Source organism: Sphingobacterium puteale, assembly GCF_050986225.1.
Classification (GTDB): Bacteria; Bacteroidota; Bacteroidia; order Sphingobacteriales; family Sphingobacteriaceae; genus Sphingobacterium; species Sphingobacterium puteale.
Genome location: NZ_CP158959.1, coordinates 5,461,143 through 5,483,871, shown reverse-complemented (window position 1 = coordinate 5,483,871; position 22,729 = coordinate 5,461,143). Strand labels below are relative to the sequence as shown.

General features: G+C 39.8%; 21 protein-coding genes. 18 read left to right on the top strand and 3 right to left on the bottom strand.

The features are described from left to right. The 12 genes from ABTV71_RS23025 to ABTV71_RS22970 all read left to right on the top strand — a co-directional run bounded on the left by ABTV71_RS23025 (position 1) and on the right by ABTV71_RS22970 (position 15,647). Positions 1–414, top strand: a complete 414-nt coding sequence (locus ABTV71_RS23025) for an FtsL-like putative cell division protein (protein ID WP_121125835.1) — start codon at positions 1–3, stop codon at positions 412–414. An 8-nt stretch (positions 415–422) separates the two neighbouring features. Beyond that, positions 423–2,540 carry a penicillin-binding protein gene (locus ABTV71_RS23020; RefSeq protein ID WP_121125834.1) on the top strand — a complete coding sequence of 706 codons (2,118 nt, stop codon included), beginning with the start codon at positions 423–425 and terminating at the stop codon, positions 2,538–2,540. Beyond that, a complete protein-coding gene (locus ABTV71_RS23015) occupies positions 2,540–4,000 on the top strand; it encodes a UDP-N-acetylmuramoyl-L-alanyl-D-glutamate--2,6-diaminopimelate ligase (protein WP_433901236.1) in 1,461 nt (486 codons plus the stop codon). Before ABTV71_RS23020 ends, ABTV71_RS23015 begins: the two co-directional genes overlap by 1 nt. Before the next feature lie 4 nt (positions 4,001–4,004). Beyond that, positions 4,005–5,249, top strand: a complete 1,245-nt coding sequence (gene mraY / locus ABTV71_RS23010) for a phospho-N-acetylmuramoyl-pentapeptide-transferase (protein ID WP_433901235.1) — start codon at positions 4,005–4,007, stop codon at positions 5,247–5,249. 2 nt (positions 5,250–5,251) lie between these two features. Continuing rightward, a complete protein-coding gene (gene murD, locus ABTV71_RS23005) occupies positions 5,252–6,625 on the top strand; it encodes a UDP-N-acetylmuramoyl-L-alanine--D-glutamate ligase (RefSeq protein WP_121125831.1) in 1,374 nt (457 codons plus the stop codon). Between the two features lie 32 nt (positions 6,626–6,657). Then, the gene (locus ABTV71_RS23000) at positions 6,658–7,866 is read left to right on the top strand and encodes an FtsW/RodA/SpoVE family cell cycle protein (protein WP_121125830.1); all 1,209 of its coding nucleotides are present in this window, start codon (positions 6,658–6,660) and stop codon (positions 7,864–7,866) included. A 14-nt stretch (positions 7,867–7,880) separates the two neighbouring features. Further along, on the top strand, positions 7,881–8,984 hold the full coding sequence (murG, locus tag ABTV71_RS22995; protein ID WP_433901234.1) for an undecaprenyldiphospho-muramoylpentapeptide beta-N-acetylglucosaminyltransferase: 1,104 nt from the start codon (positions 7,881–7,883) through the stop codon (positions 8,982–8,984). 9 nt (positions 8,985–8,993) lie between these two features. Further along, positions 8,994–10,349: a UDP-N-acetylmuramate--L-alanine ligase gene (gene murC, locus ABTV71_RS22990; RefSeq protein ID WP_433903727.1), complete on the top strand. Its 1,356-nt coding sequence runs from the start codon at positions 8,994–8,996 to the stop codon at positions 10,347–10,349. After that, the gene (locus ABTV71_RS22985) at positions 10,342–11,178 is read left to right on the top strand and encodes a cell division protein FtsQ/DivIB (protein ID WP_121125828.1); all 837 of its coding nucleotides are present in this window, start codon (positions 10,342–10,344) and stop codon (positions 11,176–11,178) included. Before murC ends, ABTV71_RS22985 begins: the two co-directional genes overlap by 8 nt. A gap of 25 nt (positions 11,179–11,203) precedes the next feature. Then, on the top strand, positions 11,204–12,577 hold the full coding sequence (ftsA, locus tag ABTV71_RS22980; RefSeq protein ID WP_121125827.1) for a cell division protein FtsA: 1,374 nt from the start codon (positions 11,204–11,206) through the stop codon (positions 12,575–12,577). Between the two features lie 140 nt (positions 12,578–12,717). Further along, the gene (gene ftsZ / locus ABTV71_RS22975) at positions 12,718–14,415 is read left to right on the top strand and encodes a cell division protein FtsZ (RefSeq protein ID WP_433901233.1); all 1,698 of its coding nucleotides are present in this window, start codon (positions 12,718–12,720) and stop codon (positions 14,413–14,415) included. Between the two features lie 89 nt (positions 14,416–14,504). Then, positions 14,505–15,647 (top strand): sugar phosphate isomerase/epimerase family protein, encoded by a 1,143-nt coding sequence (locus ABTV71_RS22970; RefSeq protein ID WP_121125825.1) that lies wholly within the window; start codon positions 14,505–14,507, stop codon positions 15,645–15,647. Positions 15,648–15,670: 23 nt separating this feature from the next. Here ABTV71_RS22970 and ABTV71_RS22965 read toward each other — a convergent pair whose 3' ends face one another. Further along, positions 15,671–16,312, bottom strand: a complete 642-nt coding sequence (locus ABTV71_RS22965; protein WP_104384264.1) for a response regulator — start codon at positions 16,310–16,312, stop codon at positions 15,671–15,673. Positions 16,313–16,594: 282 nt separating this feature from the next. Between ABTV71_RS22965 and mscL the strand changes: the two genes are divergently transcribed. The 5 genes from mscL (at position 16,595) to tsaB (ending at position 18,807) form a co-directional block, all read left to right on the top strand. Continuing rightward, a complete protein-coding gene (gene mscL, locus ABTV71_RS22960; protein WP_108636508.1) occupies positions 16,595–17,002 on the top strand; it encodes a large-conductance mechanosensitive channel protein MscL in 408 nt (135 codons plus the stop codon). Positions 17,003–17,239: 237 nt separating this feature from the next. Further along, complete coding sequence (gene rpmH, locus ABTV71_RS22955) at positions 17,240–17,398, top strand: 50S ribosomal protein L34 (protein ID WP_075991291.1); 159 nt, start codon at positions 17,240–17,242, stop codon at positions 17,396–17,398. Between the two features lie 60 nt (positions 17,399–17,458). Beyond that, a complete protein-coding gene (locus tag ABTV71_RS22950) occupies positions 17,459–17,875 on the top strand; it encodes a ribonuclease P protein component (RefSeq protein WP_433901232.1) in 417 nt (138 codons plus the stop codon). Beyond that, positions 17,838–18,092 (top strand): membrane protein insertion efficiency factor YidD, encoded by a 255-nt coding sequence (gene yidD / locus ABTV71_RS22945; RefSeq protein WP_108636510.1) that lies wholly within the window; start codon positions 17,838–17,840, stop codon positions 18,090–18,092. Before ABTV71_RS22950 ends, yidD begins: the two co-directional genes overlap by 38 nt. Positions 18,093–18,105: 13 nt before the next feature. Then, positions 18,106–18,807 (top strand): tRNA (adenosine(37)-N6)-threonylcarbamoyltransferase complex dimerization subunit type 1 TsaB, encoded by a 702-nt coding sequence (tsaB, locus tag ABTV71_RS22940; RefSeq protein WP_433901231.1) that lies wholly within the window; start codon positions 18,106–18,108, stop codon positions 18,805–18,807. On the opposite strand, the gene ABTV71_RS22935 is transcribed toward tsaB, so the two are convergent. Both ABTV71_RS22935 and ABTV71_RS22930 read right to left on the bottom strand, forming a co-directional pair. Then, a complete protein-coding gene (locus tag ABTV71_RS22935; protein WP_121125822.1) occupies positions 18,802–19,707 on the bottom strand; it encodes a CorA family divalent cation transporter in 906 nt (301 codons plus the stop codon). The genes tsaB and ABTV71_RS22935 overlap by 6 nt on opposite strands. Before the next feature lie 163 nt (positions 19,708–19,870). Continuing rightward, positions 19,871–20,488, bottom strand: coding sequence for an OmpH family outer membrane protein (locus ABTV71_RS22930; RefSeq protein ID WP_121125821.1), 618 nt, complete (start codon positions 20,486–20,488; stop codon positions 19,871–19,873). A 191-nt stretch (positions 20,489–20,679) separates the two neighbouring features. Between ABTV71_RS22930 and gyrB the strand changes: the two genes are divergently transcribed. Beyond that, positions 20,680–22,638, top strand: coding sequence for a DNA topoisomerase (ATP-hydrolyzing) subunit B (gene gyrB / locus ABTV71_RS22925; RefSeq protein WP_121125820.1), 1,959 nt, complete (start codon positions 20,680–20,682; stop codon positions 22,636–22,638). The last annotated feature ends 91 nt before the right edge of the window (positions 22,639–22,729 follow it).

The following is a 22,729-nucleotide window of genomic DNA, read 5'->3' as shown; positions in this document are numbered from 1 at the left end:
ATGAGCAGGAATACGATAAGACAGAAAGAATTGAGTGAAGAAGTTCAAGAAGAACTACAAGAAACTGTCGAAGAAAAGGCGGAACAAACAGAAGCGTTTATTAAAACGCTTTTTACCGTTGGAGACCTTTCCTTAAACAAAATATTGGAGTATTTGCCTTTTGGAGCTTTTATCGCCTTTCTGATGCTGTTGTATATCTCCAATCGTCACTTCGCTGAGCGAACTATTCGGAGCATCGATAAAGTAAGCAAGGAAGTCAAAGAATTAGGTTGGGATCATAAGTCGCTGTCGGCAGAACTTATGAAAATGTCCACACAGACAGAGATTGCGAAACGTGTAGACTCCTTAGGTTTGAAAGAACGGTTGGAGCCACCGATCAAGATTGAAGTTGTAGAGAAAAAAGAAGAAAAATAGAGAGAGTTATGAGTATCAGAAACACGATTCTTGTTCGCGTCTATTTTGCCTTTGGACTTATTGTGCTACTTGCATTTATGGTGTTTGGGAAAATGCTGAAGCTGCAATATGTAGATGGGCAACATTGGAAAGCATTGGCGGATAGTCTTTCTATTCAGGAGCGCGAAGTTGAAGCTGCCCGGGGAAATATCTATTCCAACGATGGTAGTCTGTTGGCGACTTCTGTTCCAGAATATGAACTTCGTTTTGATGCTATGGCTGTACCTGAAGAGGATAGTGATTATTTCAATCTCAAAGTTGACTCTCTAGCGATAAAATTGGCTGGTTTTTTTAAGGATAAATCATCCCGGCAATATTTGACATTATTAAAACAGGCGCGAAATAAAAAACAGCGTTACTTGCTGATCAAGCGTAATGTCTCGCATCAGGATTTAAAGAAGGTGAAGCAATTTCCTTTGTTTAAGGCTGCTCGAATTGGTAAAGACCGTTATCCAAGTAGTTTGATTACGGATAGACAGAATAAACGGATCTTACCTTTTGTGAACCTTGCGGCTCGGACTATCGGTTACAAAAATGTAAAGGAAAATATCCATGTCGGTTTAGAAGGTGCATATGGTGAGTACATTGATGGGAAAAGTGGTAAGCGATTGATGCAGCGTATTGCTGGTGGGGTTTGGATTCCAGTTAATCGGGATATTGAAGTGGCACCAGTTGACGGTTCTGATATTATATCGACCATTGATGTGAATATGCAGGATATGGCTCAGCGTGCTTTGGAAAAACAAATGATCATAAGTAACGCGGATGAAGGTTGTGTTGTGATGATGGAAGTCAAAACCGGGGAAGTGCGTGCCGTTGCAAATTTCATGCGGGATAAAGACGGTGTTTATCGTGAAAAGTTCAATCTTGCGATTGCGCAAAGTGCCGATCCGGGGTCAACGTTTAAACTTGCTTCTTATCTGGCATTGATTGATGATAAGAAGATCGATTCAAGTACAACTATAAATATCGGAAATGGTAACTGGCCGATTTACAAGCATACCATTCGTGATTCGCATGCGCCCAAAAAATCTATAGTCTCGGCGAAGCGAGCATTTGAAGAGTCTTCAAATGTTGGGGTAACAAAATTTGTCTATCAAGCTTATAAAGATAACCCAGATCAGTTTACATCGAAACTACATTCTTTCGGTTTTGGAAAAACGTTGGATCTGCAGATTCCGGGGGAAGGTGTTCCACTGGTGAAAACGTCGAAAAGTAAATCATGGAGTGGTTTGTCATTGGTGCAGATGGCTTATGGTTATGAGATGAAGATTACACCATTACAGACCTTGACATTTTATAACGCGGTTGCAAATAATGGTAAATTGATTGCGCCGCTTTTTGTGAAAGAGATTAGGCATTTAGGGAATACAATTCAGCGTTTCGAGGCAAAAGTTATCAATGAAAAAATTGCCTCAGATCATGCATTGGCGGAAGTAAGAGGGATGATGGAAGGAGTGATGACAGAAGGAACAGGAAGGAGTGTTGCTAGTCCATTGTATACTTCAGGGGGTAAAACGGGGACTGCCCAGATGGCGGATGGTTCCAGAGGTTATGGCGCACGGAGATATCAGTCATCTTTTGCGGGTTATTTTCCGGCTGAAGATCCGAAATATTCGATTATCGTCGTGATTCGAAATCCGAGAAATGGATATTACGGTGCATCGATAGCTGGGCCTGTTTTTAAAGAATTAGCGGATATGGTCTATGCCAATGACATGGAGATGGAGGGCAAAAAATCATTCAAAGCTGTGAATGTAGGTGGAAGAATGCCTTTGACCTTGCAAGGATCAAGAGAAGCGAGTAAGAAAGTGTATGATAAGTTGGGAATTAATACGGTGAATTGGGATATGGTGGCGAGAGGCGAAGTAGATACATCGAATAGAGGTGTACCCTTTGTGGATTTAAAATATAGAGAGGGAATTGTCCCAAATGTAGTGGGCATGGGGTTGATGGATGCATTGTATGTGATGGAGAATGCAGGATTTAAAACGCATGTATTTGGAAAGGGAAGAGTGGGAGCACAATCATTGATTGCAGGTCAAAAACTTCCATTTGGAACGGCGATAAAATTAGAACTTAAGTAATGATGGATTTAAAAAAAGTATTGCATGCTATCCCTGTTCAGCAGGTGGTGGGAAACCTCGAAGAGGTCGATGTGTACTCTTTGTGCTTTGATTCCAGAAGAGTGGAGCTGGGAAGTTTGTTTATCGCTGTGCGTGGTGTTCAGACTGATGGGCATTTGTTTGTGGATAAGGCGATTACTTCGGGAGCGAGAGCAGTTATTGTTGAAGAACTTCCTGCTGAAATATTGGACTCTGTAGCCTATATTTTAGTTGCAGACTCTGCATATGCACTGGGGGTTGCTTCTGCCAATTTCTATGGTAATCCATCGGAACAACTTAAGCTAGTTGGTGTGACTGGAACAAATGGAAAAACAACGGTGGTTACACTGTTATTCCAGTTGTTTACTGAATTGGGATATCATGTTGGCTTATTGTCAACAGTACAGAATCAAATTGGTGCAAAGGTAATTCCTGCAACACACACGACACCAGATCCGATTCAGCTCAACAAACTGTTACGGGACATGGTCGATGATGGCTGTGACTATGCTTTTATGGAAGTGAGCTCCCATGCGCTAGTGCAAGAACGTATTGCAGGCTTAGTGTTTGCCGGTGCAATATTTACGAATATTACACATGATCACCTGGATTTTCATAAAACTTTTGATAATTATATCAAAGCAAAGAAGAAATTTTTTGATGATCTGGACATACATGCATTTGCATTGACGAATGCCGATGATCGAAATGGTCAGGTTATGTTGCAAAATACGGTTGCGCACAGAAAGAGTTATGGTTTGCGTTCTGGAGCCGATTTTAAAGCAAAAGTTATTGAAAGCCATTTTGATGGTATGCTGATGAGTATAGATGGGCAAGAAGTATGGGTCAAATTGATCGGCGACTTTAATGCGTATAATCTGTTGGCCGTGTATGCTGCTGCGATTTTATTGGAGCAAGAAACAGTGAAAGTGCTGACTGCTTTAAGTATATTAAAAGGAGCAGAAGGTCGTTTTGAAACGATGAAATCTGCATCAGGTGTTTTCGGTATAGTTGATTATGCCCATACACCGGATGCTGTAGAAAATGTCTTAAAAACAATAAGTTCTTTGCGACGTCCGGAACAAAAAATTATTACAGTGTTGGGCTGTGGTGGTGATCGGGATAAAACGAAGAGACCAGAAATGGCGGAAGCAGCTTTACGTTATAGCGACCGTTTTGTGATTACATCGGACAATCCGCGCACGGAAGATCCCTATCAGATTATCAAAGATATCGAGGCTGGTGTCGGAGTTGATCAAAAGGCAAAAACACTTTCAATAGCTGATCGTAAAGAGGCGATTCGTACAGCTTATCAACTGGCAAATCCGGGTGATATTATTTTAGTTGCAGGAAAAGGACATGAAAAATATCAAGATGTGAATGGTGTAAAACAGCATTTTGATGATAAAGAAATTTTAGAGAATACATTTAACGAAAAATAGAAATATGTTGTACCATCTATTTACGTGGCTTAGTGAATATATCCATATACCTGGAGGCGGATTGTTTCAATACATCTCCTTTCGGACGTCCATGGCTGTGATTGCTTCATTAATTATTACCACGGTTTTTGGGGGAAAATTGATCCAATTCTTGCATAATAAACAAGTTGGGGAGACAATTCGTGATTTGGGGCTAGAAGGTGAAAAAAAGAAAGCTGGTACACCTACTATGGGGGGGATAATAATCATCGCCGGTATATTGATCCCGACACTATTATTTGCCAAATTGACCAATATCTATGTGATTATCATGATTATAACGACATTGTGGATGGGTGCAATAGGTTTTTTGGATGATTATATTAAAGTCTTTAGACATAATAAAGAAGGATTGGCGGGTAAATTTAAAGTTGTCGGTCAAGTCGGTTTAGGGGCGATAATTGCCTGTACAATGTATTTTCATCCGGATATAGTGGTACGCAAAGGTGTGGACAAGCCGACATCTACTAAACCGGTGGAAGTGGTTATCAATGAGGGCACAGGAGAAAAAACATACGCTGAAAATGTAAAATCTTCTAAAACAAATATCCCATTTTATAAAAATAATGAATTTGACTACGCCAAGGTCTTCAAGATGTTTGGTTTGCAAAGCGACTACCTGACTTTTATCGTTTTTTTAATTGTCGTCATTTTTATCGTTACTGCGGTATCCAATGGCGCAAATATTACCGATGGTATTGATGGTTTGGCAACGAGTACTTCGGCGATCATCGGAGTTACTTTGGCAATTTTAGCTTATGTATCGGGTAACGTAATCTTTTCTGATTACCTCAATATCATGTATATCCCCAATTCGGGAGAACTCGTAATTTTTGCTGGAGCATTTGTTGGGGCTTGTGTAGGCTTTCTATGGTATAATACGTATCCTGCACAAGTTTTTATGGGGGACACGGGGAGTCTGGCAATCGGAGGTATTATAGCGGCGTTTGCTATTTTGATTCGTAAAGAGTTATTGATTCCAATCTTGTGTGGTGTGTTTTTGTTGGAAAATCTTTCGGTCATCTTACAGGTTTCCTATTTCAAATACACCAAAAAGAAATATGGTGAAGGAAGAAGGATCTTTTTAATGTCGCCTTTGCACCATCACTTCCAAAAGAAGGGTTACCATGAAGCGAAAATTGTCACTCGTTTTGTCATTGTGGGAATAATTTTGGCCATTCTGACAATTGTAACATTAAAAATTAGATAACGATGTCAAATATTGCAACAACATATTATCCTCAATCCGGCAGCTTGGTCGTTCTAGGCGCAGGTGAAAGTGGTGTGGGGACTGCAATCCTGGGGAAGGAGAAGGGGTATGATGTATTTGTATCGGATAAAGGCCTGATAGCGGATCACTATAAGGAACAGTTGAAAGCGGAAGGCATCGCTTTCGAGGAGGGCAACCATGACGAATCACGCATATTGAACGCTGCACTTGTTGTTAAGAGTCCCGGGATTCCAGAAACAGTGCCATTGGTGATTGCCTTAAAAGAAAAAGGGATTCCTGTGATAGCCGAGATAGAATTTGCTGCCCAATATACTGCGGCCAAGTTAATTTGCATTACAGGGTCTAATGGAAAGTCAACAACGACCATGTTGACTTACGAAATGCTAAAGCATGGAGGTCTTAATGTTGGTTTGGCCGGTAATATTGGAAAGAGCTTTGCGCTTCAAGTAGCACGTGAAAATTTTGATTGTTACGTGTTGGAAATATCCAGCTTTATGCTGGACGATATGTACCATTTTAGAGCAGATATTGCTGTAATACTTAATATCACTCCGGATCATTTGGATCGTTATGACCATAAAATGGAAAATTATGTGGATTCTAAATTCAGAATGATTCAAAATCAGACAGAGAAGGACTATTTTATATACTGTCTGGATGACCCTGAGACAATAAAAGGTCTGGAAAGACACCATAGTAAAGGGACGTATCTGCCTTTTACACAAGAACAGCTTGTTGAATTGGGCGCTTATTTAACGGCCAATAAAACAATGATTATTAATACACCAAATAACGATACATTCACTATGAGAACTGAGGAATTGTCATTGCAAGGGAAGCATAATATTTATAATAGTATGGCTTCTGGATTAATTGCAAAAGTACAGGAGTTGAGAAATCAAGCGATGAAGGAAAGCATGGGATCGTATGTGAATATTCCACATCGTCTTGAACATGTTGCTTGTATCGGAGGAGTTAATTATATCAACGATTCGAAAGCTACCAATGTCAATTCCGTATGGTATGCTTTGGAGAGTTTTTCGACGCCAATCGTATTGTTATTAGGTGGTGTGGATAAGGGAAATGACTATAGCATGCTGACTGATTTGGTAAAGGATAAAGTGCGCGCAATAGTTTGTCTGGGAAAGGATACTGCAGCGATTCATAAGGCTTTTGAACAAGATGTTGAAATCATTGTCAACAGTACTTCCATGCAAGATGCTGTTGTCCTATCTTCACATTTAGCCAAAAAGGGAGATACGGTATTACTATCCCCAGCCTGTGCGAGTTTTGACTGGTTTAAAAACTATGAAGACCGTGGTGATAAATTTAAAGCAGCTGTAATGGAATTATAATAAATGGTACAACCATTAAAAGGGAGAAGGATATGTTACAGAACATAATGTCTAAATTAAAAGGTGATCGTTGGATATGGATCATTGTGATTATCTTATCGGGATGGTCACTTTTGGCCGTATACAGTTCGGTCGGGACCTTGGCCTATAAAGAAGGTAAGGGGACAGAAATGTATCTGTTGAAGCATTTTTCGATCATCGCCATTGGATTTGTTTTGATGTATCTCTCGCATAAACTGGATTATCGGTATTATGCGGGTATTTCTAAAATCTTAATGGGGATCACGATACCTTTGTTACTATTTACTTTATTGTTTGGAAGTAGTGTAAATCAGGCGAGCCGTTGGCTGACAATTCCGGGTATTGGGATGACTTTCCAGACTTCCGATTTGGCCAAGTTGTCATTGATTGTTTTCCTTGCACGGATGCTGTCTCGCAAACAAGAGGAAATCAAAGATGTGAAGAAAGCTTTTCTTCCTATTATGGGATCAGTATGTGGTGTTTTCGTACTGATAGCATGGGCCAACATGTCGACTGCGATTATGTTATTTGGTGTTAGCGTACTGTTGTTGTTGATTGGCCGAATATCCTTTAAACAGATCGCAATTGTTTCTGCAGGTGTGGTTTTGTTGGGAATTATTGTTGTCTCCATCGGACCGAGGCGGGCAACTTACTATAGTCGGGTAAAGACATTTTTGGGTGTAGAAAAGAAGGACGAGTCAGCTAGTCCGGTCTCATTTCAGGATGATAAGAACTATCAGGCTAATAACGCCAAGATTGCAATCGCGACGGGAGGACTCTTCGGTAAAGGTCCGGGAAATAGTGTTCAACGAAACGTATTGCCGCATCCCTATTCCGATTTTATCTATGCAATTATCATTGAGGAGTATGGGACAGTTGGTGGGGTAATCCTGCTATTTCTGTATCTGGCTTTTATGTATCGGTGTATCCGCATCGTCACGATGAGTCCCAAAGCTTTTGGGACATTCTTGGCCGCAGGCTTAGGATTTAGTTTGACGATACAAGCGCTGGCAAATATGGCGGTGGCAGTAGGGCTGGGACCAGTGACAGGTGTGCCGTTGCCATTAGTGAGTATGGGGGGGACATCCATTTTATTTACAAGTGTCGCCCTTGGGATTATCCTGAGTGTGAGCAGAAATATTGAAGAATTAAAAGGTAAAGAGCAGCTGGACGAAAAGCCGAAACCTAAGAAAGTGGTGATCGGTTCAATTCCTGCCTAAACAATATATTGAGCATGGCAATTCGCGTAATAATAAGTGGGGGTGGTACCGGAGGACATATTTTTCCGGCGATTTCAATTGCAAATGCATTGAAGACGATGGATCCTGCAAATGAAATATTATTTGTAGGTGCCAATGGCCGGATGGAAATGGATAAGGTGCCTGCTGCAGGTTATTCTATTGTTGGACTTGATATTCAAGGAATCAATAGAAAGCAACTTTGGAAAAATATCCTATTGCCATTCAAATTAATGAAGAGCCTGAATAAGGCAAAAAAAGTAATCCGGGATTTCAAACCGGATGTCGTCGTAGGTGTTGGTGGTTTCGCTTCAGGGCCATTATTGATGATGGCGAATAAATTGGGGGTTCCGACAGTGGTACAAGAGCAGAACTCTTATGCGGGCGTAACAAATAAAAAAGTTGGTGCTAAAGCGGCAAAAATCTGTGTAGCCTACGAGGGTATGGAACAGTTTTTTCCAGCTGATAAAGTATTGTTGACGGGAAATCCCATCCGGAGAGAGTCCGTCGCAATTGAAGGTAAAAGAGACGTGGCATTGGAGTTTTTTGGCTTGGAACAACACAAAAAGACAATCTTGGTGTTAGGCGGGAGCCTGGGCGCCAGAACATTGAATGAAAGTGTGGTCGCCTATCTGGATTCGCTATCCAAAGAGGATGTGCAGGTGATTTGGCAATGTGGAAGTTTTTATATCGACAAACTTCGTCTGGAACTCGAAGGAAAACTTCCCACGAATGTGAAGATGATGGCATTTCTTCAAAAAATGGATTATGCCTATGCTGCTGCTGACGTAATTATTAGCCGGGCAGGAGCAGGTACCATTTCCGAACTCTGTGTTGTTGGGAAGTCTGTTATTCTTGTTCCTTCACCTAATGTTGCGGAAGACCATCAAACTAAAAATGCAATGGCTTTGGTCAACAAAAATGCTGCGTTGTTGGTGAAGGATATTGATGCTGCACAACAATTAATTCCAGCGGCTTTGAATTTATTCAGGAACCTGGAGCAAGTAACGCAATTGAGTGAAAATATAAAAGAACTGGGCAAGCTGGACGCGGACGTTCAGATTGCAGAGCAAGTATATAAATTGGCAAATAAGAAATAGATGATGAGCATGAATCTAGATGCAATAAAACAAGTTTACTTGATCGGAATAGGCGGAATCGGAATGAGTGGCCTTGCACGCTATTTTAAGCATTTGGGCTGTGAAGTGAATGGATATGACCGTACGGAGACCGAATTGACCAAGACTTTGGCCGAAGAAGGTATTTCGATCACATATCAGGATGAGGTGGGTTCCATTGATCCTATTTTCCATCAGCCAGCGGCTGATACACTAGTCATATTTACACCTGCAGTTCCTAAAGATTCCAAAATTAAAGCTTTTTTTGAATCTCAGGGACACGTGTTATATAAAAGATCACAAGTACTGGGTATCATCAGCGAAAGCCGGTTTACAATTGCGGTAGCAGGGACACATGGTAAAACAACGACGTCTACGATGGTCGCGCACCTGTTGAAAGATTCCGGATATGACTGTTCCGCTTTTTTAGGTGGTATCAGTTCGAACTACGGTACCAATGTGCTTTACGGCAACAATAATACAGTGGTCGTCGAAGCAGATGAATTCGATCGTTCATTTTTAACCCTCCATCCGAATGTTGCGATCGTGACTTCTTCGGATGCAGATCATTTGGATATTTATGGGGATAAGAGCCATTTACTTGAATCGTTCCAGCTGTTTTTGGATAAGGTTGTTCAAGACGGTACGCGTATTATAAAAAAAGGATTGGAATTTAAAGGACAGATCAGCTATTCCGGGCATGAGGTGGCCGACGCTTATGCAACAAATGTCCATGTCAGGGAAGGTGAATTTTACTTTGATTATCAGGATGTCCATGGAAAAATCGAGGACATTCATTTGGGCATTCCGGGAATTCACAATGTTGAAAATGCCGTAGCCGCTATTACCGTGGCTCGTTTGTTAGGTATTTCAGCGGAGGCAATTAAAAATGCATTGACAACATTTAAGGGGGTAAAAAGACGATTTGAATACATTGTCCGTAGACCTGAAGTGGTGTATATCGACGATTATGCGCATCACCCTGAAGAATTACGCGCGTTTTTGACTTCAATGCGCAAATTATATCCGACAAAGAAGCTGAACGTTGTATTTCAACCGCATTTGTTTACGAGAACCAGAGATTTTGTAGATGGATTTGCTGAAGTATTGTCCATGGCAGATAATTTACTGTTGATGGAGATATATCCTGCGCGTGAACTCCCGATTGAGGGGGTTAGTTCAAGCTGGTTATTGGATAAAATTACTGCACAGCATAAACAGATTGTGACGGCCGAAGAGGTACTGGATTTTGCCCGGAATGAAAAGCCGGATTTGATCGTAACGGTGGGTGCGGGAGATATAGATAAATTGGTGAAACCATTACAAGCTATTTTTGAGCATGCTTAGAAAATTACGTGACATACAATGGAATCGTGTACTTTACTTTACCCTATTTTTTATTGGGGTCATCGTAGTTGTTGTGATTATGACCATTGTGGGTAAACGTGATGAACAACAGCTTTGTAAGGAAGTGAAAATCGTTATAGAGGGTACAGAAGCTTTTATCGATCAAGCGGATATATCAAAACTGATTGCGCAAAACTATGGAAGTTTTGTTGGAAAAAAAGTCAATGATATTCCGTTTCAACGTGTAGAAAAGACATTGAAAAAATTGCCTTATGTGTCGAATGCAAGCATTCACGCTGACATGGACGGGACAGTACGGATCAATATAGATCAGCGCGAGGCGGTCATGCGGGTTATCAACAAAAATGGACGTGAGTTTTATGTTGACCCCAAAGGTTTAAAGATACCGACAACATTGAAGTATATTCCGCATATCATGGTGGCTACGGGTAATATTTCCGAAGGGTATAATGAGGCATTGGATACGATTTCGACCCCCTTGGTAAAAGATTTGGTGAAAGTGGCGGAATTTATTGGAAAAGATGAATTGTGGAGTAATCAGGTTGTACAGATTTATGTAAACGCGGATCATGATATCGAACTTGTGCCCCGTGTCGGAACCCAGCAGTTAATTGTTGGATCAGCCGATTCACTGGAACAAAAATTTGAATTATTAAAAACATTTTATACGCAGATCATGCCGAAAGTGGGTATTAACGCTTATGGTGTGGTGAATGTAAAATATGGAGGTCAAATCATCTGTGAGAAACGTGGAAATTGGAGTTTCTCGGATGATCAGACAAAAAAAGTAGCAAATAATACATTATAGTAATACAGCAACAATACAGGAAATTATGAACTCAAAGGCAGCAGAAATTGAAAGAGAGAATCCAATTATCGTGGGACTCGATATTGGTACTACCAAAATTTGTGTTACGGTTGGGAGACGTAGCTCAGGGAACAAAATCGAATTATTAGGTGTGGGTAAGGCCGACTCTGCGGGAGTAAGTAGAGGGGTGGTAGCCAATATCCAAAAAACTGTGGGAAGTATTTTGGAAGCGGTAGAAATTGCCGAAGCACAATCTAATGTCGATATTAAGGTTGTCAATGTGGGCATCGCCGGTCAACACATTAAGAGCATCCAGCACCGTGGAATATTTACCAAAACTGATGGTGATGATGAGATCATTCGAAGAGATATCGAACGATTGATTTCGGATATGTATAAACTGGTACTGCCTCCAGGAGAAGAAATTATACATGTTTTACCTCAGGAATTTACGGTAGATAATGAACCGGGGATCCGCGAACCTATCGGCATGGCTGGACGTCGTATAGAAGCAAATTTTCATATTATTTCGGGAAGAGTTACCGATATCAAAAATATTAAAAAATGTATTGATAATTCGAATCTGGAAGTTGCTGAATTAATTCTAGAGCCTTTGGCGTCTTCAGAAGCTGTATTGGATGAAGATGAAAAAAATGCTGGTGTTGTATTAGTTGATATCGGTGGTGGAACAACTGACGTTGCAATCTTCCATGAAGGAATTATTCGTCATACTGCTGTAATCCCATTAGGCGGTAATATCGTGACCGAAGATATTCGTCAAGGCTGTTCTGTATTGCGTTCACAGGCAGAATTACTGAAAACACGATTTGGATCTGCCCTGGCTGATGAAAATAAAGAAAACGAAGTCATTTGTGTGCCTGGATTGAAAGGTCGTGAGCCCAAAGAAATTTCCGTAAAAAACTTAGCTTATATTATTCAGGCGAGAATGGAGGAAATTATCGAACATGTGTATTACGAGATTAAGTCCTCCGGTTATGAAAATAAACTTATCGGCGGCATCGTTATTACTGGAGGTGGGGCTCAATTGAAGCATCTGGTACAACTTGTGGAGTATATTACTGGAATTGATTGTCGTGTCGGTTTTCCGAACGAATATCTCTCCAAGAACGAAGTACTGCCAAAACCGCTTTTTGAAGAATTGAAAAGCCCATTGTATGCAACAAGTATTGGCTTGTTAATCAAAGGTATACAGTCGCACGAGGAAGAAGAAGACAGTCGTAGAGAAGCGCATACACCCGCTAAGAAAGTGCAGGCGACTACGACTACGAAAGAGGTTTCGGAGCAGCAGCAAAAAGAACAAGGATTGCTGTCATGGTTCAAACGATTTATTAAGGATGGGAACGAGATTGATGACGCAAGTTTTTTAGATAAAAAGTAAGTTTTCCACAATGATTGAAGTTTTCCACAATTTCACAAATGTGGAAAACTTTTGTTGAAATTATATTATTATTACATTACATATAGTGGGTTTGGTTCAATTTGATATCGTGTTCATTATAAGTTAAATAGGGATAAGTTATGTCAATACAGTTTGAAATGTTAAAAGAACAATCTTCAATAATTAAGGTTATTGGGGTTGGTGGTGGTGGCGGCAATGCCGTAAACCACATGTATAAACAAGGAATTAGTGGAGTAGATTTTATCGTGTGTAATACGGATGCGCAAGCGTTGGAATTAAGCCCGATCCCAAATAAAGTTCAATTGGGAATAAGTCTAACCGAAGGTATGGGTGCTGGAGCCGATCCTGATGTGGGTGAAAATTCTGCTATCGAAAGTATTGAAGATATCAAACGCATGTTAGGTACCAATACTAAGATGTTGTTTATTACCGCCGGTATGGGTGGTGGTACAGGTACCGGAGCAAGTCCCGTTTTGGCTAAGGCCGCTAAAGAATTGGGTATTCTTACTGTTGCGATCATTACTACACCATTTACATTTGAAGGTAAACGCCGTCGCTCACAAGCAGAGGAGGGACTTTCGGAATTGCGTAAATATGTAGATTCTTATCTTGTTATCTCCAACGATCGCTTGCGGGAAATCTTTGGAAATTTAACGATGACAGCAGCTTTCGCAAAAGCAGATGATATATTGACTACTGCTGCAAAAGGTATCGCCGAAATTATCACTATCCCCGGTTATGTAAACGTCGATTTTAAAGATGTTCGCACGGTTATGAATGATAGCGGTGTAGCGATTATGGGTAACGCGATTGCCGAAGGCGAAGACCGTGCATTACGTGCAGTAGAAGGTGCTTTGGCTTCACCATTGTTGAAAGACAATGAGATTGAAGGTGCTCGTTATATCCTGTTGAATATTACCTCTGGAACAAAAGAAGTGACGATGGATGAGGTGGCAATCATTACGGATTATATTCAGGAAAAAGCCGGACTATCTGCTGATTTGATCTGGGGTAACTGTATCGATGAAAACTTTGAAGATGAGCTGTCCGTAACAATCATTGCGACAGGTTTTCAGACTTCTGAAGAACGCGATAAAGAGCGTGAAAACACAAAAGTATCTATGCCCTTGACACCTGAACCGGTTAATTCTTTTGTGAGACCTGTTTCGCAGGTTGCCCCAAAGGAAGCACCAGTGGCCAATAGCTTTGTCACTCCGGTTCAACGTGTGGATACACCAGCTCCTTCAGCAAATACATCGACAACCAATAATTTGCAGTCCGACTTGTTTACTTCTCCAAAAAATGTTGTCCAACAACAGGTTGTTGTAGAAGAGCCGCAAGTGATACGTCATGACTTAGGTTTTGATGGCGCTTATGAAGAGGAAACCTCATTTACTGAAAGTGATTTTCAATTAAAAACTTCGCCTTCTGTTTTCCAATTTCAGATGCCAACGGTATTTGATTCATATTCAGCTCCGTCTGCTTCAGATTATGACGAAAAGCCGACGTTCTCTTCCAGCGCAACAAATGAGCAAGTTGAAGTGCCTCAGGTGGAAGAAGAGCAGGTATCATTTGAAGATCAACTGGTACGCACCAAAGAGCGTATTCTGAGATTGAAAGAATTGAGTATGAAATTGAAATCCTCGAACGGTCTTCATGAGCTGGAAAATGAGCCGGCTTATAAAAGAAAGCAAATGTCACTGGAGGATACGCCGCATTCTTCTCAATCACAGGTGTCTCGCTTTACACTGTCGTTTGAAGATGGAAATACGGAAATTCGTCCAAACAACTCCTTTTTACACGATAATGTAGATTAATCGAATTGGGATAAAATACTAAAAAAGCCATCCGATCGGATGGCTTTTTTAGTATCTTTAAATTCCGATAGAATACAATTATATAAGCTATGACTACAAAATTAAATAACCCCGTATGGGTGATGAGTTCTGCCTTTGATAAATTGTCATTACCAGAATTGATTCAGACAACAAAAAAAATTGGTGCTGGTGGAATTGACCTTTGTGTTTTTAGAAAGGACGGCACACGTGAAGACCATACAGCTACGCATTTGGACTATGAAGGGTTTACACCAGCTAAAGCTAAAGAGATACTCGAGCTGTTTAATCAGGCGGATCTGAAACTTTCGCTCGGAGCCTTCGAAAATATGATCGGGGGAGATCCGGAACAACGGATCAAAAATCAGAATCATTTATTAAAACTGATTCGAATAGCGCATTTGTTGGGAGGTGATGAAAATAATGTTAAAGTCGGGACTTTCGTCGGTTATAATCATGAGTTGGGAAACCAGCTGGATGGATTTCAAAAAAATCTGGATGAATACAAACGTGTATTTGAACCGATTGTTAATTATGCTGAAAGCCTCGGGGTAACAATATTATATGAAAATTGTCCAATGGAGGGCTGGCGTTCTTCACGTTATAGCTCTACCTATAATAACCTACCCGCTGTTTTGGCCGCCCGTAAATTGATGTATGCGATGGTGCCTAGTAAGGCGCATGGCGAAATTTATGATCCTTCCCATGATGTTTGGCAAAACACAAACCCAATTGATGTTATTCGTAATACCGATATAAGTCGACTACAGCGTATACATGTGAAGACCACACGTAATCTACAGACGACCGCTCGCATAGATTGGGGGGGGATGTATCCCATGCAACATGTGGATGCTGAGTTAGCAAAAAAAGCAAATGTAGGTATTCCCGGGCATGACTGGGATAGGCATCACTACGAAGCAATGCTTCCTGGCTTTGGGGGCTCAGATAGTATGGACTGGCGAGGCTTTGTGGATCTACTCCAGGAACGCGGCTTCAAAGGCCCCTTTGAAATAGAGAATGAGGCAAAGAATTCAAAGGATACGGGCGATTTCTCCGCAACGGTACAAGGCTTTACGACTTGTCTTAATTTTTTAGCTCCTATGTTATGGGATTTGGAAGCAGAAGTTGGATACTCTTATAAAAAATCAGATCCGTTAAAAGATTTAAATGTAAAAGATATTCCAGTTGTTACAATGAATGATCTAATCTAAAAAAAATACACTCCAACAATATTCTAATTGTTGGAGTGTATTCTGAAAAGCTCAATGAGTTCGGGAATGTTAGAAACATTTAATTTTTCAAATATCCTGCTTTTATAGGTGCTTACAGTTGATGGACTTAGCTCAAGTAAGCCGGAAACTTCAATAATTCCTAAGCCCTTGATCAATTGTTTTGCAACATCCACCTCCCTGTTTGACAGACGTGCTAAAGGATTTAACTTTGTGAGTTCCGATTTGCTCTGCGTCAGCTTTTGGACATAGAGATCCTGAACATTACTTGACATGTATTTGCCGCGCTCCTGGATAGCCAGTATAGCGTGACTCAATTCTGCCATTGCAGTAGTTTTATTAAGATAACCTACTGCTCCTGCTTCAATATAACGCAATGCGTACAACGACTCATCATAGGATGAGAAAATTAAAATTTTAATAGCAGGTTGGATTTGCAGGATTTCCTCCACAACTCGAATATTATTTCCTCCGGGCATATTGATGTCCAGCAATAATAGGTCGAATTCTTCCAGTTTTATCTTTTCTAACACCTCATCGAAATTTTCGGCTTGGAATATTTCCGCCTTTTTTAACGTTTCCTTGATAATAACGGAAGCACCTAATCGTACAATGCCATGGTCGTCTGCAATAAGAATCTTCTTCATAGATACTTTATCTTATTCTGGGCTTTAATTACCGTGTGAAATTTAAAGTACTATCAATATACAATATATCTTGATATTTTGCCCTAGTTAACGAGCAAATATAGTAAATTAAGTTAATAAAAAACTTTAGCGTACCGTTTTAAGCGGTAATTTTAAAAATAGGACTTAAGTTAGAAAATGCAGAACAATAAATGAACTAGTATAAAAAATTAGTATATTTTAATTAGATTTATGTGACAATTACTAGTTTTGGTAAAATTTTAAAAGATTAAATGGTTTAATATGGGATTTTTAAAAGAATTTAAAGAGTTCGCAATGCGCGGTAGCGTTGTTGATTTGGCTGTCGGTGTTGTTATCGGCGGGGCATTTGGCAAAATTGTTACATCATTGGTTGACGATATTATCATGCCTCCCATAGGATATTTGACGGGTGGAGTTGACTTTTCCTCAAAGAAAATTATACTTAAAGCTGCTGATGAAGCTGCCAAACAAGCCGAAGTGTCCCTTAACTACGGGAATTTTATCAATGTAGTGATCCAGTTTTTGATCGTTGCATTTTGTATTTTCTGTGTTATTAAAGGTTTAAATTCTTTGAAACGTAAAGAGGAAGCTGCCCCGGCTGCACCAGCTGCACCGACAAAAGAAGAAACATTATTGACCGAGATCAGAGATATTCTGAAAACGAAATAAGCCAAATTCTTATTTGATGTGAAATAAAACAGAGCAGGGCTTATTGCTCTGTTTTTATTTAAAGAATTTCTAAAATGGTTTTTTAGGCTGTCAATGAATTAATTAGCGCAGGCTTCTGACTTAAAGTCTAAATGTTCTTAATATTGTTTGTTTTTGTCTAAAATAAACTTTACTTTTGCATTCCTCTTGGGGAGTTTTGTATTAATTGAAGTAAGAACAAATTAGCATAATAGCGTCATGAAAAGAACATTTCAGCCATCGCAAAGAAAAAGAAGAAACAAACACGGTTTTAGAGAGCGCATGAGCTCTGCAAACGGTAGAAGAGTATTAGCTTCACGTAGAGCTAAAGGTAGAAAACGTCTTACAGTGTCTGACGAATACCGTCACAAAGGTTAATCTTTGACAAAGATCGGTGGCCGCTTATAAGAGCTTTTTCTGATAAGATTAAGTCATCGTATGAGAAATACATTTACAAAAGAAGAACGGTTATGTGCGAAAAAGCGTATTGATACGCTTTTTAAAAGCGGTTCTTCTTTTGTTTTGTATCCTTTTAGAATTGTTTTTGTTCTAGAAAAAAACAACGAGACTGACATTTTACCCCGCTGTCAGTCGATTATATCCGTTTCCAAACGTCGGTTTAAAAAAGCAGTTGATCGCAATACAATTAAACGTATGATGCGTGAAAGCTATCGTCTTCAGAAATCCAATGATTTGATTCCTTTTTTGTTAAAACATAATGTAACTTTGTATTTAGCTATTCAATACGTGGGCAAACAGATCTTAGCATATGATGTGTTTCATACTGCGATGAATAAAATGCTAAAAAAATTACAGGATGAATGTGCCGATGCTTATTTGGAAAAAGGGAATTAAACCTTTCTTTAGTTTTATTTTCTTAGCTATTATTCGTTTCTATCAACTATTTATTTCGCCCTTCCTGGGCGCCAATTGCAGATATACACCAACTTGTTCGCAATATGGCAAGGAGGCTATTTTGAAATATGGACCATTTAAGGGCGGCTGGATGGCTTTGAAGCGAATAGCACGTTGTAATCCATGGGGAGGCCATGGCCATGACCCCGTACCTTGATTTCAATAAAACAATGAATAATTTAATTTTACAAATTGATACCTCAACCACTGTATGCTCGGTTGCTCTCAGTGAGAATGGACAGACTGTTGCTGTGATTGATCTGGACGAACCGAACGCACATGCTGCGAAATTGACTGTTTTGATTGAACAGATTTTGGATAAAACAGAACGTTCTATGCGAGAACTTAAAGCAATAGCGGTTAGCATGGGCCCAGGATCCTATACAGGACTTCGTATTGGGGTGTCTACAGCAAAAGGTCTTTGTTATGGCTTGGATATACCGCTGATTGCAATCAATACATTAGAAGCATTATTTTTAGGGTACAAGGAACAGTTCGGACTGCAGGAAGGGGAAGCTTTTATCCCTATGTTGGATGCACGTCGCATGGAAGTGTATTCCGCTGTTTATAACGATCAGTGTAAACTGGTGAAACCTACTTCGGCAGAAATTATAGATGCTAACTATTACGACGAATTGTTGGCTGCTTATAGCCGCGTCCATCTATTTGGCTCAGGGGCTGATAAATTTGATGTATTGTTTGCAACAAATGATCATGTGCATGTACAAATGGAATTTAAAGGTTCTGCTGCATTTTTGTCTAAATTGGCATTTGATAAGTTTCAAAATAAAGAATTTGAGGACGTTGCCTATTTTGAGCCCTTCTATCTGAAAGACTTTGTGGTTATGACCAAGAAAAAGGTTGGCTCATAACCAGCCTTTTCTTTTGAACCAAAGATAGATGGCTACTGAAATTGCGATCATGATCGCAATCGCTATGGGGTAGCCATAATACCACTCCAGCTCTGGCATATTTTTAAAATTCATCCCATATACTCCAGCCACAAACGTAATTGGCATAAAAAAAACAGAGAAAATAGTCAAAATACGCATGATTTCGTTGGTATGGTTCGATGATATGTTAAAGAAAACGTTTAATAATTGTGCTACGTTTTCAGATAAGTTTTCATATAGCGTCGATGTACGTACTTGAAGGTCTTTTAAATCCCGCGTGTAAACATCCTTCTTCGAAGAAGAATGGAAATGTTCAATAACCTCTTTATAAAGAAAAATAACCTTTCTGGCGACATCTATCTGTCGTTTGATAAAATATAGGTTTTTCAGAACAGGCTGCTGTTTCATACGTTTCAGAAAGATCAGTTCTTCGTAGGAATCAATGCGTGTGGATAATTGTTCTAATGTCTTGCTAAAAGTGAACACCGCAGCTGTCGTAATAAATACAGAGAGTTTTCGGCTATTTTTTGTCTTTACGCTCGTAAATTCAATGTTTTTGAGTTTCTCCAGAAATTCGATGCGACGCTTATGGACGGTGATCACAAAATCACTGCCATAGAAGATGGTTAGACGATCCGTTACTTCTCCTATACTATCCGAATTCTCTTTAAAATTGTCGGACATGACGCGGAGAATAATAAAGGTATAATTTTCAAATTCCTCTATCTTAGGAAGGTGTTCCGGTTCTTTAGAATCTTTAATGGAGGCTTCATTTAGATTATATCTTTCCTTGATGAATGTAAAGTCTTCCGAGGTAGGTTCAAAGATATCAATCCATTCGTAGTTTGCGATTTCCTTTTCAACAATCGTTTTGATCATAAATCTAATTTTACAATACAAGATACTAAACAATTTTGTTAGCTGCGAATAGCTATAGCAAGGTAAATATCGTTCTTATTGTTTAGTTATGGGCTCAGGAAGGCTTACCACTAAAAAAGCCATCAAATGCTATGATGGCTTTCCTTAAATTATTATGGTCTTCTTATTTGTTCGAGGACTTATATTCTTCGTTTAACTGTTTGATAACTTCGTTGGTAATTTCCAGTGAAGGGTCAGCATACAATACAGTAGGATTGGATTTTGAATAGGTCAACACCAGTTTATAGCCGTTATCTGAAGCATGTTTTTTCAAAAACTCAGTGATTTTATTGTACACATTGTTGAACTCCTCTGATTCATCTTTGGCTAGGGATGAAGAGGCAGTTTGGTCTAATCGTGCTAGTTCATCTTGTTTACGGGCCAATTTCTGTTCGGTAGCTTGTCTGTCTGTTGCGGACATTGTAGCTGCATTCTTTTGGTAGTCAGCAACCTCGCGTTGAAATGCTGCGCTTTTAGCTTGAAGATCAGCCTGTGCTTTTTTTACTTTGTTTTCAAGTTTTGACTTAATATCTTTAAAGTATTGATATTTTTCAGAAAGCGAATCTGAATTCAGATAGACAATTTTATCCTTGGTACTACCTTGACTCTCTTTGCTTACGGCGTTTGAATCATTTTTTGAAGGCTCGCTTTGCGTTTTAGTACCTTGGTTACATGATACGATTGTTCCAGCCAATAAAAGACCAAAGGAAACTTTCGATACAATTGAAAATATAGTGTTCATTTTTTTATTATTTGCAAATTAATACTGAAACAAACCTAACATAAAAAAATCGAAATTTTAATTTTTAATCCTAAAAAAGTAAAATTATCGACCATTTGATTGTTTCAGATTATCGGCTTAATACTTCACCGCAGACTTGATAAATCGGCCAAAATTTCGTATTTTTGAATATTACATTTAACAGTTTTTCAATGAGCGAAGAAAAGAAAAATGCATCCACCTACTCGGCTGATAATATTCAGGTATTAGAGGGTTTAGAGGCGGTTCGTAAGCGTCCATCCATGTATATTGGTGATACCGGTGTAAAAGGATTACACCACTTGGTATACGAGGTTGTAGACAATTCAATCGACGAAGCTGTAGCAGGGTACTGTACAGATATCTTTGTTACCATCCATAAAGACAATTCAATTTCTGTTCGGGATAACGGTCGCGGTATCCCAACTGGAATCAACAAAAAAGAGAATAAATCAGCGTTGGAGCTCGTGATGACGGTATTACATGCTGGTGGTAAGTTTGACAAAGATACCTACAAGGTGTCTGGTGGTCTACATGGTGTGGGGGTATCTTGTGTGAACGCATTGTCTACACTTTTGAAAGCTGAGGTACACCGTGATGGAAAAATATACCAACAGGAGTATCAAATTGGTAAGCCTTTATATGATGTTAAAGAAGTTGGGGTTTCGGATAAGACGGGTACAATTGTAACATTCCATCCGGATGCAACAATATTTACGCAGACCACGGTATATAATTACGATACCTTGGCCAATCGCCTTCGCGAGCTTGCGTTCCTAAATAAAGGTGTTAGCTTAACGTTAGAGGATGAGCGTGAAGCGAATGAAGATGGTTCGGAAAAGAAGGAGACTTTTCATTCTGAAGGCGGCCTAAAGGAATTTGTTAAATTCTTGGATGGTACACGTCAGGCCTTGATTCCTGAACCTATCTATGTCGAGGGAATTAAACAAGGTATTCCTGTAGAGCTGGCCTTACAATATAACGATACCTATTCTGAGAACGTCCATTCTTATGTGAATAATATCAATACGATCGAAGGAGGTTCACACGTAGCGGGTTTTCGTAGAGGTTTGACACGTACCTTAAAAGCGTATGCAGATAAGTCAGGTTTACTTAAAAACTTGAAAGTCGAAATTACAGGTGATGATTTCCGTGAAGGCTTGACAGCTGTAATTTCTGTTAAAGTTGCAGAACCTCAATTTGAAGGACAGACGAAAACTAAATTAGGGAACTCCGAGGTAATGGGAGCGGTAGATGTGGCTGTAGGTGAGATTTTGGGTGTTTACCTTGAAGAAAACCCACGTGAAGCAAAAGCGATTGTTCAAAAGGTTGTCATCGCTGCTCAAGCGCGTGCAGCAGCACGTAAAGCACGTGACCTGGTACAACGCAAAACTGTAATGGGTGGTTCCGGGCTTCCTGGTAAATTGGCCGATTGTCAAGATAATGACCCAACAAAATGCGAAATTTACTTTGTCGAGGGGGATTCCGCGGGTGGTACAGCCAAATCCGGACGTGACCGTAAACATCAGGCCATTATGCCACTACGGGGTAAGATCCTGAATGTGGAAAAAGCAATGGAACATAAGATCTATGAGAACGAAGAGATCAAAAATATGTTTACTGCTTTGGGAGTAAGTGTGGGCACAGCTGAAGATGCAAAGGCCTTGAACCTGGAGAAATTGCGTTACCACCGTATCATTATTATGACCGATGCCGATGTGGATGGTTCCCACATTACAACTTTGATTCTGACATTCTATTTTAGATATATGAAAGAATTAATAGAAAGAGGATATGTATACATTGCCACTCCGCCTTTGTATCTTGTGAAGAAAGGTAAAGAACATGAATATGCCTGGAACGAAGACCAACGTATCAACGCCATACAGCGCTTGAAAGGAACAGGTAAAGAGGATAGTGTACATGTACAGCGCTATAAAGGTCTTGGTGAGATGAATGCAGAGCAACTGTGGGATACGACAATGAATCCCGATACGCGTACTTTACGTCAAGTAACAATTGAAAATGCAGCTGAATGTGACCGTATTTTCTCGATGCTAATGGGTGATGAAGTAGCGCCTCGCCGTGAGTTTATCGAAAAAAATGCACGTTACGCAAAAATTGATATCTAATACCAATTTTATAACGAGAATAAGAGGTCTGATGAATTTTTCATCAGACCTTTTTTTATTTCAATTTATTTTTTAACTTCATACTGATGAA